Here is a 16,690-nt window from a genome sequence, read left to right as displayed (position 1 = left end):
ATGTTACCCTCATTATATTCTTTTCTCAATTAACTTGCATAAAAAAGAGACCTTCCCTAAGGAATAGTCTCTTCTACATTCAACTTGTTCGACTGTAATCTTTTTTAGCTTGTAAGCTAAATTCCTGCTGAAGTAGGTTTACCTCAAATAATTTTAACGGATCATAAAAGACCTCAGGATTAGATCTCATGTTATCCAAGCTTTCTTTTCCATCTTGGATAATGTTTTCTGTTTCAGCAATCGTATCCTTTACCTCTTGAATTGCACCTTGGAAAAAGGATGAAACATCTTGACTTAAGCCCTTTTCAAATAATTCAAATGGTAAAAATAACTTATTCGCAATAGAGGCTGTTACTTCTTCATATGATTCATTTTCAACATATTTCTTGTATTGATTATAAAGCATATTGTTGCTTTGGTTCATTGTTCCTAATAGCCTGCCAGCACCTTTTAATAACAACTGAGCAGGTTTTTTCTTAAGCATTATGTTTTCTTTTTCAAACTGAATTCGACCTGTCATTCTGTCTAAATCTCTACGCCAATCATCTAATAGCGCAAAATCACACTGTAAAGAAAGCTTATTCTCTTGATAAATATCATTGAACGTTTCACTCATCTCAACTAAGAAAGATTGACTTTCAAGAAATTCATCGTGAGAAGCTGATACCCAGGTATCAAGCTGATTATAAACGGTTGGAAGTAATGTTCCTTCAATATACGTTTGTATTTTTTCATTCATTTTCTCATTTAAGTTTATATGAATTTGTTTAAAGTCACTATCTTCTTTGATATATTCTGAGCTTTCTTTTAACAATTTTGGAATGGTTTCCATCAACTCTGTTTTGCCTTCTTTTAGTAAGGACCTATAAGCGGCAATAATGGCCTCCACTTTTTCATGTTGAAGATCTGTTAGTTTTAAACTCAAGCCTTTTAATCTACCTAAAATATCTTCATTCCATTGAATAGAATAGATAAAGCCTTTTTCCATTTCTTCTCTTTTATGAAGCAATTCAGAGAGAACATTTCGAATTATCGCTAACACATTGGCTGTTCTTTTGTTTGGTTTTTCTTTCATATCAAAAGGATAATATGCGTTTACAAACGTGTTAAGTTTGCTGGATTGCTGACTAAATGGATGTAAAGAAGAATATGGCAGAATATCTGCTTCTGGATATATACTTATCACTTTTCTTTTTATATCATTAATCATTGCTTGTGTATTTGCATCACTTGCAATTAGATCTACCTTGTTTAGGATAAAATGAACTTTTATTTCTGGAGCAAATTTTTTCATTTGACTTAATACATTGTACTCCTCATCTGAAAGAGGATCGGCTCCGTCCAAAACAAAAAATACTCCATCGGCTAATAATAATTTGCTAAAAAATTCATTTCTATAACTGCTGTTTAAAGCTGGTGTATCAATAATTGCACATTGATTTTCGTGTAAAAAGATACATGGTTGCTTTACTTGAAATAAAGAAGCTTCCTCCATCTCCTCAAGCATTTCACGTTGGTTCTCAAGATAACGATGTCCTGTACTTGTAATCTGACTAATAGAAAGTTCGTCATCATCATGGTAAACGACCATAGAAGTTGTTGTACCTTTATACCGTTTTTCACCCAATAATGAGTGCATAAATGTTGTTTTTCCGCTTCCTTCGAATCCTGCAAGTAAAAAATGCTGCTTAATATTCGAATTTAGTAATTCTTCTAACCACCATACAGTTTTATAATCAACAGCAAGAGAATGTCCTTCCGCCCATTTTTTCACTGTTTTAAATAATTGTAGAGCTTGCTGCATTCCACTTTGGTTGTTCTCCACTTCAAAAATAATTGCTTCTGCACGATATATACTATCCTGATTAATATGGCCAGGGAAAATTTCATTCCAGGCTAATACCGTGGCAGCTGGAGTTAACCCATTTTCTCTTGTTGAGAGCTTCAACCAACAAGATAATAGATTAGGCATCATATCTTGAAGAATTTGTAGAAAATAGCGACCATCTGTTAATTCAATAAACGTTTCTTCATAAAGTTGAACAATTGAATTCCACTGAAACTCCTCTTCATGTTGGACAATCATAAACAACTCATTAATTGTATTGATCCATTGAAGATATGACTCTTCATTTCTATAACTATTCCATAATGCATGAGTAAAAGAGATGAAGGAATGTTTATTAACACCATGAATGGAAAGTAAAGCATCTGCAAAAAAATCTGGTGAAAAGTTTTTTGTGTTTCCTGCTTTTACATATGAGGTGATGACTGAAAACCATTCTTCTTTTTCGGTACGAATAAGTTCATCAACAGCTAGTTTAACAGCATTCTCTTCATCTTCATTTTCTTCGTAAAAATCGCGTGCAATTCTTGTTACATTTGGATAATCCGGATCCAGTAAAACAGCTTTTTTAATTGTTTCATATGCATGCTCCGTTTTTCCTCTTTCTTTATAAAGAAAAAAGAGCTTTAAAGCAACCTCACTTTTTAATGTATCTTCACTTGTCTCAATCGAATTATACATATCCTCTGCTGCAGATAATAATCCTAGCTGAGAGTAGGCATCGCCTATATTCATTTTTGCCCAAGGCTCTAATTCATTTTTAATATTTTCCCATTTAAAGATGGCAGCCTCATAATCCAAATCATGAAAATAGATTTCTCCTTGAGCAAAACGAATATATGATAAATCGAAGCTTTCTTCTCGATTTTGTTCCTCAAAATAGGCCTGACCAAGTATCCGTGATGGACGCCTATTATCACCATCAGATAAAAATGTTTCAAAAAATGTCTTTTCAATTAGTTGATCTTCTCTTGTCATATTTTCCTCCTGCAATCCTTTTAAATTTAAACTGAAGTAGAATTCGTATAAATTCGAAAAGATTAGAAAAATGTATACGAGTATTAACCTCATTATTAATGAGGCTTATTGGTTTATTTTAACAGAAAATGTTGTAAAAGAGCGAAACTACTCTTGTACCTTTCCCTCTATCTTTTATAGTAAAACACTTATCCTAACTTCGCTTCCTAATACGAATAAAAAAACAATCCCTTCACATAACAATACGCTTTGGGGCTTGGTTTTATTAGGGTATTTTTTTGACAATAAAGTGTCAGTTTAGGACATTTGCAAAACAACAAGAAAAAAGCGGTAAAAACCTTAGTTTAAGTAGTTCGGTTTTCGAGTACAATACTTAATTAGCAGCCCATTGTTGAGGTTTTCTTGAGGGTATAGGATTTGATAGGCGGAGAAATTCCACTTAAGGTATATAGTAGGTGCTTAAATAGCCGATATAAGCGGATATATTCCGGTTAACTTCTCTATTCATAACTAAATCAAAAGATTACGTTCATATAAGCGGATAAATTCCCCTTATTCTGTGGGGAATGTTGATATTTCTCAATTTAAACGGAATTTTTCCGTTTATTTTTTAAAATTTAGTAAAAATTCAACTATAGAGTGCAAAATAATGTAAAAAATGCTTGGAGACACAATGTTCCAAGCATTTTTGCTAATCAAATGATCTGTTAATTTAAGTGCGAATTACCGTTCGAAAGTATGGCTATTTCTAATTTGCATTTTAAAACCGAACCTATAAAACCTTAGTTCCCCCGCTTTTTTCTATTAATATGTTAATGATGCTGCAATAATAAGTCCGATTGATATCGACAAAAATAATAAAAATAATCCAACCGCTTGGTTATCATCATCAATTGCTTTTGTAATATTAAACTTAGGAGTTAATAGCTCTGCTAAATAGAAAATAATAATTTGCATGACAATCGCAATGCTTCCCCAAATCACCATATCAAAAATATTGACAGAATTAGAGATTGATGAATAAAGAACAATCGCAAGCCCTAAAATTCTACCACCAAACGCATAAACAGCTGCTTTATTCCCGTTTTTAATTAGTTCAAATTCTTTGTTCTTTGTTGTTACTTCAAACAAAATAATACCAATAATCAACAAAACAATCGCCAATCCAATATAAGAAACCGTTGATAAAAATAAATCTAAAAATGTCATCTTCTCATTCCCTTCCTTTTTTAATTCCTAAAGGTAAAAAGTAGGCATTATTGTCTGTAATTTGCTTGCCTGCTCTTAGTCCTATTCCACTTGCTTTTCCGTTAATAAGAAAACTTCCTATTAATACTTTTCCTTCAAGAATACCATTCATCGTTTGATTTTTTGAGAGGGAAGGTCCACATATTTTTGATAAACTGGTAGTGATTTCTCATACGATTTATGTTTGTCCTCAAATAGTTTTTCAGTGCCTTGGAACACAGAAACCGTATCTCCTTCTCTACCAAAACTAGGTTTTTTTACATATTTCAATCCATTTTCAATAAAAATATCTTCCTCAAGGTATGTTGGTAAAAAATATTGAGAAATCCATTGTTTTTCTGTTTCTGTAAAATAAGGAGAATCAAGCTCCTTCATCCCCCAAATAGCAGCCTGAACTGCTTTTGATTGAAGGAGAAATGCCGAAATCGGATTTAACATAATTAACTTATTGGAACAAACAAGTTGAAGTAATTGCTCACCAATCGGATCTCCTGACCCTTCACTCACATCTTCAATTAAATGCTCCAACGGGTAGGTTTGACGATACAATACATCGATTCTGTTTCCTTCGTCATCATATAGCCCTTCACCCTCTTGAATCCTTAATTTATGTAATGGAACATAATTTGCTCCTACATTAGCCCGATCTTTTAGAAAGATCGTTGTGAACTTATCTTCCTCATGTTCTTCATGGGAGGTAAAAACAATATATGGAGATTCATTATGTTTGCTGCGATGTAGAGCTTCAGCTATCGCTTTTCTCATTTCACTTCCAAGCTTTTCGGACAACCCCTCATTTGGATCATCAACCCCAAATTCTTGGCATAAAAAGCTATTCACATCATAGACTTCTTTTTCAAATGTTGGTGTATCGCTATTTAACTCAAGTACCTTTAAACCTTCACTTGTTTTAACTAAGTCGACCCTGGATATTACTGTGTCAATTGGCAGAGCACGATGTCGGATGAACGGAAGCATATTCTTTGGAATATCCAGCTGAAGCAAAGATTCATCAGGAGACCTTCTAAGTAGATTCCCCATTTTTAAAAAAATATGGCCAATGCGATTTGTGGCTAGGCGTATTTCCTCGATTTCTTCACTTGTCATAAGGGCTATATCATATAATGCATATTCACTTTCATAAAGGTCATGCCAGAAGGAATCTAGTTTTTGATACATTCTTTTTCGGTTGTTTTGATGTTCTGTTAGATTAAATGGTTGAGACATTACCCACCAAATCCTCCACTAGATCCCTTTCCAAAGCCCGAGCTAGAGCCCCCTCCTTTAAATGAACTGCTAGACTGATAGCTTTTATAAGCAGAGCTTGATTTAAGGTTGCTTTTCGTAGAATAATATTTACCCCCATAATAATAGTGTCCGTAATGTGAAGAATAGTCGTCATCACATTCCCAGACACCTTCATCCGCTTCCCACTCCCAATCGCCACATTCTGAATCTTCTGGGACAGGCGGTAATGATTGATTATTCCCACAGCCTGCTGCCGTAATCATCGAAGCGGAAATAATACCAGTTAATAGCTTACTTGTTTTGCTCAAGAAAACACCCCTCCTTAAAAAGCATAAGAATTGTACCAATATTTTTGACAAGATTCCGGAAAATTCCCCCGTCATGAACTACCCTTTTATAGTATAGTAAAAACAATCACAAATTTGGAGGTAAATATGAAAAAAAGTTATAAATTGGAATATCGGCTAAATGATGAACGCAATGGATATCCAGCTTTATATCATTATGAGTTTGCTGATCCATACGAAATCTACTGTCGTCGTTTATGTGATTTTTTTATTAAAGGAAAAAAGGTTTATCAAAAAACCTCCTCAAGCCTTGAAGAAGAATATTATGTCATTTATGTGGAAGAAGACACTGATGAATATGTTTTTGATCAAGCTGATCGCTATTCACATGTTACACTTGAAGTCAGGGACTTCAAAGAGTTTAGTGAGTCACCTCTCATCTTTACATATGATTTATATTCCCATGAAGAAGCATTATCACTTCTTGGAAATGATTATTTATGGATTCAAAATGAAGAGTATGAAAAGATTTCTGCGGAGATAGATGAAGATCGATCTACGTACGTGATGTATATGAGTAAAACAACTTTATAGTAAATGTAAGTTCTTCCTTTTTGAAACTTAGGCGATAAAACCTCACAAACAAAGTATTGAAGTTTGTGAGGTTTTATTATTTTCATATTTATGACAGCCAATTTTATATAAAATTACCTGAATTTAATGAAAATGCTTTAAAAAGTCTTTGACAACCCTTCAAAAATGATGTAAATTACCTAAGGGACGAACAATTATATTATCAAAAACTTTTAATATTCGTATTTAGGGGTGTTATACAATGGAAAACGTATTTGACTATGAAGATATCCAACTAATTCCTGCAAAATGTGTGGTTAATAGCCGTTCTGAGTGTGATACGACTGTATCATTAGGCGGGCATAAATTTAAATTACCTGTTGTACCTGCAAATATGCAAACAATTATCGATGAAAAAATTGCTGTTTACTTAGCTGAAAATGGATATTTTTATGTGATGCACCGTTTTGAGCCAGAGAAACGCCAAGATTTTATTAAAGATATGCATGCACGTGGGTTAATAGCTTCAATTAGTGTTGGAGTGAAAGAAGAAGAGTATGATTTCGTTCAACAATTAGCTGAAGAAAAGCTTGTACCAGAATTTATTACAATCGATATTGCCCATGGTCATTCTAACGCGGTAATCAAAATGATCAAACATATTAAAGAGTATTTACCACAAAGCTTTGTTATTGCTGGTAATGTTGGTACTCCTGAAGCGGTTAGAGAATTAGAGAATGCAGGTGCTGATGCTACTAAAGTTGGAATTGGACCTGGAAAAGTTTGTATTACAAAAATCAAAACAGGATTCGGAACTGGTGGCTGGCAATTAGCAGCACTTCGCTGGTGTGCTAAAGCAGCAAGTAAACCCATTATTGCTGACGGTGGTATTCGTACACACGGTGACATCGCAAAATCAGTTAGATTCGGTGCAACTATGGTGATGATAGGTTCTCTATTTGCTGGTCATGAAGAATCTCCAGGCCAAACAATAGAAAAAGACGGAAAGCTTTTCAAAGAGTATTTTGGTTCAGCATCTGAATATCAAAAAGGTGAAAAGAAAAATGTTGAAGGAAAAAAAATGTATGTAGAACACAAAGGTGCACTACAAGATACATTAACTGAAATGGAACAAGACCTTCAATCCTCCATCTCATATGCTGGCGGTACTAGCTTAGACGCTATTCGTCACGTGGATTATGTTGTTGTCAAGAACTCCATTTTTAATGGTGATAAAGTTTATTAATACAAAGAAGAGCTAGTACAAATTTGTACTAGCTCTTTTCTACTTACTCTTTACTATCTTTTTTCAACATTACATCTCCTAAAGTAACATTCTCACCATTTTCCACTACAGATTTAAGCATAGACAGCTTATTTGTCCAAAACTGTTCAAAGTAAAAAAGCCAGTCTTTTAATTCTGCTAATGATTCTGGCTGTAGTGAGTATAGCTTTTCTCTCCCTACTTTTCTTGAACTAACTAATTTTGCTTCTGAAAGAACATGAAGGTGTTTTACAATTGCTGTTCTACTAACAGGAAAATGAGAGGAGATTTCTGAGATAGCCATATCATTGTGTGTCAGTAATCTCAAAACATCTCTACGAGTTGGATCGGCTATTGCTTGAAAAACATCATACTTTACTGCAGCTGCCACTTATCCCTCAACAACCTTTTTAAGATTATGAACAATGCCTGTCCAACCATTGTCCATCCGATCACGAATAACTGAACTCTTTTCATTTGCTTTTGAAATAACGTCATCATCAGCTTTCCACCCACCATGAATGAGTGTGAATTCTGTTTTATTATCACCTAAATCTTTTAAGCTAAATGTTACAAACCATCCATCTGTATCCCATGAAAAAGAAATCTTATTCGGCTCATCTACCTCTAAAACTTTGCAAGGAGAAGGTCCAAATGGGGATTGAATATGAAACTCGTGACCAACAATCGGTTCAAAATCATTAGGCATAAACCAAGCTTCAATACCTTTTGCTGTAGATACTTGGTTCCATACCTTTTGAATAGGTGCTTCAAAAGTAATTGTTTTCTTTATATCTTGTAACATTTCCATATCATTTTCTCCTTTATTATTAAATATAACCATTTGGTGTCATTTGAATAATATAACACTAAATGGTTATATGTCAAATTCATAATGTTTACTGATTTACTTTTTTCTTGTCAATGATTGTACAATAGAAAGGTACGTTGTCTGCAACGTACCTTTCTTGTCCTTTTATGAATAAGATGGTCTCTTAAGAGAGCATTTACTAGCTTCGTCACTTAATCCTGGTGCATAATAACTTAACTTTTTAATAAAATAACAGGTTTCTGGAAAATGATGTTCTAGAAAACGAAGTGTTGTTTTATTCAAAAGTTTGTTTTCCTTATATTTAATCATCATACTATAAATAAACTTACTCATCTCAATCGTCGTTTGCCCTACATCATTGGCAAATTCTCTTTGCCGTGCAAAATTCGGTTCCTTAAATCGTAAATAGCCTTTTAAATGCCGATTTTGTATAATAAATGCTTGATACCTATTTATATAGGCTTCCGCCTGCTTAGTTGCAATTAATTCTATCGGATCTAGTAAATCTTCAAATAGAAGTACATGTCCTAGTTGATCTTCCAACCACAAATCCATTAAATCTGCTAATGGAAGAGGTACAGGTTCTTGTCCTTGTACTAGGAAAGTCAATATACGTAAATATTCCTGATTTTCAGCAAGTGTACCATTCAAATAAGTTGGAGATAAATTTAAATTCACTTTATTATCAATTCTAAGTGATTGCAGGTTCCCCTCAAACTCAAAATAACCTTTTACCACCGGCCATGCTCTTTTTGCAAAAGAAATCATTACTTCATCATAATAAAGACCTTTTCGTGGAATTGAATTTAATAAGGTAATAAGTTCTCCAAAGAGATAAATATACTGCTGAGATGTACGAACATATTCAACTTCACTCACAGACAGATGATCTCTAACAAAATAGGCATGATCTTGCAGAATTTCTAACCAAAACAAATGTTCATCCCACACGGGTATCAAATTATCATTCATACTGCTCCCTCCCCTATTATGTATATATTTACGATAAAATATTGAAAGAAATGATTTGATCTTCAAATATTTACATAATCTCATTTAAATTTGGAAAAATAATGATATACGAATAGGGAAAAGGATGTTTATAAATGCGGCACACTAGACTGTACATCACCTTAATGACCATATTACCTTGGCTTTCTTTACCATTATTAAATAAAAAAACATTGAAACGATTTCTCCCAGGTTCTCTATTTATGTGCTTATACCTGTTAGCAGAAGGGTCGTTAGCACAAAAGAAAAAATGGTGGTGGTTTCCGTTTTCGGTAAAGCCTAATGTTTTAGCTGAGCTACCATTAATAATTGGACCTTTCTTTATTGGCTCGTTATGGGTTTTTAAATACACTTTTGGAAAATTCAACTTATATATTTTTATAAATATAATCATCGACTCAATTTTTACTTACATAGCTATATCCTGGTTTAAAAAAATTGGATACGTAACTCTTGTAAAACTTTCAAGGCTCCAACTTTCTCTTTTATTTTTAGTAAAATCCATTTTGATGTATGGATTTCAAGTACTCTATGAAAAGATTTTCAGAAGAAGTCAATTGAATTTTACTTCTGAGTAAACAAACTTATTTCACTTAAAAAATCACACAAAAAAAGTCTTCCAATTTTAAATTTGAAGACTTTTTTTAGTTCAATCTTTATTGATTAACTCTTCTCTATTTATAACTTGTGGTGGCTTTTCCATCCATCTATTTCGAATCATTAACTCAGCTAAATCTTCTGCATATTGACCCAATTCTGCCGAAAGTCTGGCATAATGAATCAACAGATCCTTTCTTAACGTTGCCCCAACTGCGGTCCCATAATTACTCATTCCTATGCTAATCATCGAGGCAATATTATTTACCATTAAGCGGTCAGATAAACCAGGTTTTGTTGCATTAGTAATGGAACTGTCCCAATCTGCAGGTGCATGAACGTTTTCCTTTCGAAGAATCGAAGAAAAAATCTCAGAATGTTTTTTTGCAATCTCATATCCTCTAACAAAAAGCTGACTAAGTTTTTTATCACTTGCTACTTGAGCATAACCAAGTAATGTTGTTGCTACTACATAACTCGCCTCAATATTGGTTCCTAAATGTGAAATTTCCACACCTAATAACGGTCGATCTTCATCAAGAAATCCATCTGAAAAGAATTTGGCCTTCTGAACATATTCAACTCTAACAGGGTAAGCAATTGATGGGCTTCTAACTAAGATCCCTTTATTTTGTGCTGTTTCAATCACTAAATCATAAAGATTTGAAGAATGATCTAAACAACTTTGAGCAAACTGTCTAACATCTTTTCGATATGTAGTTGATCTTGCCATCGCATAGTTGGTTAACCCTCCACGCGCCATATGTTCAAGAAAGCGGAACATATAAACATCCGGAAATAGTCTAGAACCATTTGTGAAAAAATCTTGCTCTACTTTAAATCCAATAGGAATTGGAATTTCTTCATTATTAAATATTGTCTTTATATGATTAAGATGAGAATTTGAAGCGTGTAAGCCATAGTCAATACTTGGATCAAGGTCTTCATCCATTCTTGTTGCTTTAAAATATTCTAAAATACAAATGGCCAGAGAATCTTGAATAAATGTTGTCCATAAAAATGAAATTTCGGTTGATGTGAGTTTAGGTTTATGGTGGTAATTCATCTGTGCTCACCTAACTTTTTTATTTTTAGAATGTCTAAAAATATATTAAATTATTGAGGATAATTGCTAATTACAAATATTTACACTTTTACAATTCAACGAAATATCTTCAATTCAAGATAGCCACCATAAAATTCAACTCAACATATCAATCAATAATTTCTTTCACTCGACCAACAATTCCGCTTTGGAGCATAACCTTGATACCATGTGGATGAGACGAGGAGTTTGTTAAAATTTTCGCAACAACTCCTTCAGTTAATTTTCCTGTACGCTGATCTTGCTTTTGTACGACATTCACCTTTATTCCCGGTTTTATATGTTCTCTTATTGTCCCTGACATAACTAATTGCTCCTTTTATTTTTCTAAAATAGACGCAAATGCACATATAACTTCATTCAAATTTAGATTTCAGATAGTGATATACCCCATCTTCATCACAAGTGTACTCAGTTACATCTACAGCTAGCTCTTTAATGTGATCTGATGCATTTTTCATTGCAACTGGATATTTTACTAACCTTAACATAGGTATGTCATTGTCACTATCACCGATTGCAAGAGTTTCATCAACTGACACACCAAATTTCTCTAACATTTGCTGAATGCCAGTTGCTTTGTTTACATTTGCCACCATTACCTCAACATTATGGTGAGATGAAATAGAGGTAGTAAAGTCTATTTCTTTTTTTACTTCATCAAGCTCATCTTTCCACTTATTAATTTGCTCTTTTGATTTAGCAAAGAAATAAAATTTAGAGAATTTTTCTCCTTCTATCTTTTCTGCCCATTCAATTTCTTCCTTGATTGCTTGTTGCCTTGAAAGCCATTCATTTATTCCGACACTTTCAGGTTTATCACCACTAATCTCGGCTTCAACATACTCTTGATCTTGCTTCAATGTTACACGGGAAGATCCATACGGAAAAAGCTCATAATATATTTTATGATTTCTTGCTCTTTCTATAATTTTTTCAACTAACTTCCGCTCAAGTGAATGTTCAAAAAGAGATTCTTCACCTAAGTATCCTGACATTCCATTAGATGTAACAACCCCGTCTACTTCAAATCCCTCTGGTACGACTCTTTCTATTTCATCAACAGCTCTCCCTGTTGCAATGAAAACATAAATTCCCTTTTGTCTTATCTTATCAATGATTTCCTTTGTGTTAACACTCACAAAGTTTTGATGGTTTAAAATGGTCCCATCCATGTCTAAGAAAATTGCTTTTGGCTTGAATTCCATACTGTGCTCCCCCTTATGCAATTGAGTTATTGCTTAGTATACACTGAGCTTGTAAACTGCTCAAATATATCATCCTATTTAAAATTTTAATTATACTATATTAAGACTCACACAAAGGAGTACGATGAACTTCAAACATAAGTATAAATTGTTTGAGGATAACTACATAAAAACAAAAATGACCATCAATAGTATTTAATTTGATGGTCATTTCTTATACATTTTTAATTTTTGCACTAGGCACCTTTCTATTAATCCCGAACCTGACCTGTACCATAAACAAAAAACTTGCTAGATGTTAATGCTTGTAACCCCATAGGCCCTCTGGCATGTAACTTTTGAGTACTGATTCCAATTTCAGCACCATAACCAAATTCAGATCCGTCTGTAAAACGTGTTGAAGCGTTATGGTAAACAGCTGCAGCATCGACTCTATTAAGAAACTTTGTTGCATTTTCCTCATTCTTTGTCACAATTGCTTCAGAATGGTTTGTTCCATATTTATTAATATGAGAGATCGCCTCGTCCACATTTTTAATGACCTTCACACTTACTGATAATGCAAGATATTCTGTGTACCAGTCTTCTTCCGTAGCTAGTTTCGCGGAGTTAAAGACACTTCGAACAGTCTCATCTCCATAAATTTCAACCTGAAGATTAGCTAACTTTTCTAAAAGATCTTTACCATGTTGTGCAAACCATTTTTCTTCTATTAATATAGTTTCAATTGCATTACATACTGACGGACGCTGAGTTTTACCATTAACTACAATGCTTTCAGCCATTTGATAATCAGCTGTTTCATCAATAAACACATGACAGTTTCCTGCGCCTGTTTCTAATACAGGTACTGTTGCTTCTCTCACGACGGTATCAATTAGATTTTTTCCTCCACGTGGTATAAGAACGTCTAAATATTCTTTAAGATGAAATAGTTCTTTTGCTGTTTCTCTACTTGTGTCTTCAATAAGTTGTATCGCATTAATTGGAACGTTACTTTTTTCAAGCGCTTTATGAATTGAATTCATCAAGGCTTGATTTGAAAAGCTAGCTGAAGAGCTGCCTCGTAAAATTACAGCATTCCCTGTTTTCAAAGTCAACGTAGCAGCATCGACTGTTACATTTGGTCTTGCTTCATAAATCATTCCAATAACGCCAATTGGTACTCGATTTTTCTTTATAAGCAGACCATTTTCTTTTTCAATTGTTTCAATCGTTTCACCGACTGGATCTTTTAGCTCAATTAATAAACGAATTGCCTCAGACATATCACCAATTCGTTTTTCATTTAACATAATTCTATCTAACACACTATCGTTCAATCCATTTTGCTTTCCGGCTTCAAGATCTTTCTTATTTTCTTCTATAATAAAACTCTGATCAACAATCAATTGATCGGCAATTTTAGCTAATGCTTCGTTTTTTTCCTCTGTTGAAATATCAACCAATGCAAAGCTAGCTTCTTTTGCCGCTTTCCCCTTCACTAAAACCTCACCCATTTTTTAACCTCCTATGCTTTTACCCATTTATTTCTGTGAATGACCACTATTGAAGATAGAACATCTTTACTTAGTTCTTCACTTCTTTTTCCCATTGCTGCTTTTAACTCACCTGATGAAAAAAGAACCTCTCCCTTACCAAGTAAGCCATTTGGACCGACTACTTCTACAACTTCATTTTTTTGAAATGACCCTTTTATATCGTAAATACCTGCTGGGAGAAGACTTTTCCCTTTATAAAGCAAGGCATCTTCAGCACCTTTATCAACATAAATAGTACCGGATATTTCAGAATGAAAGGCGATCCATTGACGACTATTATTGATCGATTGCAATCCATCCTTACCGATATAAGTACCATTTCCTTGTCCATTGATAATATTTACAAGCTTGTTTTTCCCTTTACCTAACCCAATAAATACTTGAACACCAAGTGATATCGCTGTTTTGGCTGCCATTAGTTTTGATTTCATTCCACCTGTGCCCACCTTAGAACCTGAGCCACCTGCCGCACTAAGCATCTCATCGGTTACTTCTGATAGAAAATCAATTCTTTTGGCATCAGGATTTTTAGTAGGATTTGAATCATACAGTCCGTTAATATCAGTTAAGATAATGAGCTGATCTGCATGAACTAAACCGCTAACAAGGGCGGAAAGCATATCATTGTCACCAAAGGTAAGCTCCTCAACTGAAACCGTATCATTTTCATTAATAATCGGTAATATCCCCCGTTCTAACAATTCAGTTAAGGTGGCATAGGCATTTTTATAACGCTCTTGTTTTGAGAAATCTTTACGTGTAAGAAGAATTTGGGCTGGAACAATGCTAAATTGACTAAATTGCTCAATATAAGATTGAACAAGCAAGCTTTGGCCTACAGCTGCAGCAGCTTGTTTTCCCTTTAACGTAGACGGACGAGTTGGATAACCTAAACGAGCAAATCCGGCTGCAACAGCACCTGATGAAACTAATAATACCTCATGCCCTTCCTCACGTAATGCTGCGACAGCTTGAACATGATCAGTAAATTTTTCGTGATCAATTTGCCCTTTTGAGTTTGTCAAAGAGCTGCTTCCAATTTTGACAACAATTCGCTTTTTATCCATGTTCTTCTCCTCCACTTTTCTTCGTTCAATTAAAAAAACTTGTCTTATCGCCAAATCCTAATGACGAAAGCTTCTAATCGTACAAAAAAGCCCCAATCATCCCTATATAATAAGGACGAAAGGAGCTTTGCTTCCGTGGTACCACCTTGATTGGATGTTTTTTCAACATCCCACTTACCCTATAACGCTAGGGATGCGCCTATGTTTGCACAGGACTCAAAAGGTAGGTTCTGCGGCTTTTCAATATGAAGTCTTTCAGCTACTAAACTTCACTCTCTGAATTGAAAAGGCCTCGCATACTGGTCCTCTTTTTATAACGTTCCATTTTATTTTAATTTATTATGCCGAGTATTTTTCGTGGTGTCAAGATGAAGATGAATTATTTTTGAGCTACTCTTGAAGGTTCCAGTTCTATTTTATTCCATTTCCCAAGCTTATAATATCCAAAAGCAATCACACTGCTTATCACAAAGCTAACCCCCATTCCAACGGCAATTCCTTTGTCACCCAGCCATAAGGAACAAAAATATGAAAGGGGGTACCTTAGTATCCAGAAAGAAATAATATTCAATATTAGTACTTGGAACATGGCGCCTGCAGCCCTCACAATGCCATTTAAAATAAAATTAATACCTAAAAACGGGTAGAAAAAGGCAATAATACGTAAATATTCTTTTCCGAATTGTAAAGCATCTTGTTCTTTAATAAAAAGTCTAACAGCCATTTCTGCGCAAAAAAATACGATTGTACTAATCATAATCATAATAAACAAATTAAATAAAACACCATATTTTGCTATATCATGAACACGGCTCCATTTATTGGCCCCAATATTTTGACCTGCCATACTGTTTACAGCTGTTCCAAGTGCCATTGCAGGCAGCATAATCACACTGTCTAATCGTTGTGCAGCACCAAAGCCTGCTACAACATCACTTCCAAACGAGTTAACAACACTCATAATTGCCATCACACCCGCTGATATGACAGTCATTTGCAATCCTGAAGGTAGCCCTAGCTTCATAATAGTTGCCACTTCATCAGCTGTAGGCAACTTAGGAAAAATAAATGGAATTAATCCTCTTTTTATTGTGTCAAAAACACCGTATATAAATGAAATCCCCTGAGATAAAATAGTCGCATAAGCAGCTCCCTCTATTCCCATATCAAACACATACAAGAAAAGTGGATCTAACACTGCATTTAATATCACAGCAATCATGACATATCGAATCGGTGTTTTACTATCTCCTAATGCTCTTAAGACGGTGCTAATAAGGTTATAACCAAATAGAAAAAGTATTCCAATAAAATTAATTTGGAGATAGGCAGTTGCTTCCGGAATCATTGCCGATGGTGTTGAAAGCCATTTTAAAATCTCTTCAGATAGAATGAAGCCGATTGCACCCAACAAAGCCGACATAGCTGTCAAGACAACGATAAAGGCGTTAATATAGTTTTTTAATCCTGCTTCATTTTGCTTACCTTTTTGTTGAGAAAGAATGGTCAATGTAGCATTATTTATACCAATAATAAACGATAAAATCGTAAAAATGACGGTTCCCGATACAGCAATTGCACCTAATGCAGTGGCACCAAGTAAATTCCCCACCCATAAGCTGTCGATAAATTGATAAGAAACCTGCAATAAGTTTGTCAGCATAATTGGAAGTGAAAAAATCCAGATTTGCTTAACAATATTTCCGTTCGTAAAATCATGCTGTTCCTTCATATTTACTAACTTCCCCTCGAAAGTGAATTTTAGCTAATACTACTATTCACTTTTTGATTGCTTTTATGTTATCACAGACCTTTGCTACCTTGCACAAGGTATGATTTGAGGTTCACGAGGAAGTTACAGTTTAGATTTTTATATTTATGACTA

The 16,690-nt window shown here is 34.2% G+C and carries 15 protein-coding genes; 2 read left to right on the top strand and 13 right to left on the bottom strand.

The window, feature by feature from the left end:
* Positions 1-79 precede the first annotated feature (79 nt).
* From LPC09_RS06630 to LPC09_RS06615, 4 genes are all read right to left on the bottom strand, one after another.
* On the bottom strand, positions 80-2,824 hold the full coding sequence (locus LPC09_RS06630) for a GTPase domain-containing protein (protein ID WP_231309278.1): 2,745 nt from the start codon (positions 2,822-2,824) through the stop codon (positions 80-82).
* A gap of 804 nt (positions 2,825-3,628) precedes the next feature.
* Entirely contained in the window at positions 3,629-4,033 is a 405-nt protein-coding gene (locus LPC09_RS06625; protein WP_098796699.1) for a DUF350 domain-containing protein, read from the bottom strand.
* Between the two features lie 147 nt (positions 4,034-4,180).
* On the bottom strand, positions 4,181-5,299 hold the full coding sequence (locus LPC09_RS06620) for a glutathionylspermidine synthase family protein (protein ID WP_269217422.1): 1,119 nt from the start codon (positions 5,297-5,299) through the stop codon (positions 4,181-4,183).
* A complete protein-coding gene (locus tag LPC09_RS06615; protein ID WP_231309277.1) occupies positions 5,299-5,628 on the bottom strand; it encodes an aminotransferase yhxA in 330 nt (109 codons plus the stop codon). The genes LPC09_RS06620 and LPC09_RS06615 overlap by 1 nt, the downstream gene beginning before the upstream one ends.
* A 126-nt stretch (positions 5,629-5,754) precedes the next feature.
* Here LPC09_RS06615 and LPC09_RS06610 point away from each other — a divergent pair, with 126 nt between their 5' ends.
* Positions 5,755-6,201 (top strand): hypothetical protein, encoded by a 447-nt coding sequence (locus LPC09_RS06610; protein ID WP_231309276.1) that lies wholly within the window; start codon positions 5,755-5,757, stop codon positions 6,199-6,201.
* A 241-nt stretch (positions 6,202-6,442) separates the two neighbouring features.
* Complete coding sequence (gene guaC, locus LPC09_RS06605; RefSeq protein WP_231309275.1) at positions 6,443-7,426, top strand: GMP reductase; 984 nt, start codon at positions 6,443-6,445, stop codon at positions 7,424-7,426.
* 43 nt (positions 7,427-7,469) lie between these two features.
* On the opposite strand, the gene LPC09_RS06600 is transcribed toward guaC, so the two are convergent.
* From LPC09_RS06600 to LPC09_RS06560, 9 genes are all read right to left on the bottom strand, one after another.
* Positions 7,470-7,835 (bottom strand): ArsR/SmtB family transcription factor, encoded by a 366-nt coding sequence (locus LPC09_RS06600; protein WP_231309274.1) that lies wholly within the window; start codon positions 7,833-7,835, stop codon positions 7,470-7,472.
* Positions 7,836-8,255, bottom strand: coding sequence for an SRPBCC family protein (locus tag LPC09_RS06595; RefSeq protein ID WP_231309273.1), 420 nt, complete (start codon positions 8,253-8,255; stop codon positions 7,836-7,838).
* A 165-nt stretch (positions 8,256-8,420) separates the two neighbouring features.
* A complete protein-coding gene (locus LPC09_RS06590; protein ID WP_231309272.1) occupies positions 8,421-9,248 on the bottom strand; it encodes a DUF2935 domain-containing protein in 828 nt (275 codons plus the stop codon).
* Positions 9,249-9,936: 688 nt separating this feature from the next.
* Positions 9,937-10,950: a DUF3231 family protein gene (locus LPC09_RS06585; protein WP_231309271.1), complete on the bottom strand. Its 1,014-nt coding sequence runs from the start codon at positions 10,948-10,950 to the stop codon at positions 9,937-9,939.
* A gap of 148 nt (positions 10,951-11,098) precedes the next feature.
* A complete protein-coding gene (locus LPC09_RS06580) occupies positions 11,099-11,293 on the bottom strand; it encodes a YwbE family protein (RefSeq protein ID WP_121660899.1) in 195 nt (64 codons plus the stop codon).
* A 52-nt stretch (positions 11,294-11,345) separates the two neighbouring features.
* Positions 11,346-12,197: an HAD family hydrolase gene (locus LPC09_RS06575; protein ID WP_231309270.1), complete on the bottom strand. Its 852-nt coding sequence runs from the start codon at positions 12,195-12,197 to the stop codon at positions 11,346-11,348.
* A gap of 251 nt (positions 12,198-12,448) precedes the next feature.
* Positions 12,449-13,696: a glutamate-5-semialdehyde dehydrogenase gene (locus LPC09_RS06570; protein WP_231309269.1), complete on the bottom strand. Its 1,248-nt coding sequence runs from the start codon at positions 13,694-13,696 to the stop codon at positions 12,449-12,451.
* 11 nt (positions 13,697-13,707) lie between these two features.
* Positions 13,708-14,805 (bottom strand): glutamate 5-kinase, encoded by a 1,098-nt coding sequence (proB, locus tag LPC09_RS06565; RefSeq protein ID WP_231309268.1) that lies wholly within the window; start codon positions 14,803-14,805, stop codon positions 13,708-13,710.
* Positions 14,806-15,184: 379 nt separating this feature from the next.
* Complete coding sequence (locus LPC09_RS06560) at positions 15,185-16,537, bottom strand: MATE family efflux transporter (protein ID WP_098796721.1); 1,353 nt, start codon at positions 16,535-16,537, stop codon at positions 15,185-15,187.
* Positions 16,538-16,690 lie beyond the last annotated feature (153 nt).

This window comes from Metabacillus sp. B2-18 (assembly GCF_021117275.1).
Classification (GTDB): Bacteria; Bacillota; Bacilli; order Bacillales; family Bacillaceae; genus Metabacillus.
This window is presented reverse-complemented; position numbering and strand designations above follow the sequence as displayed.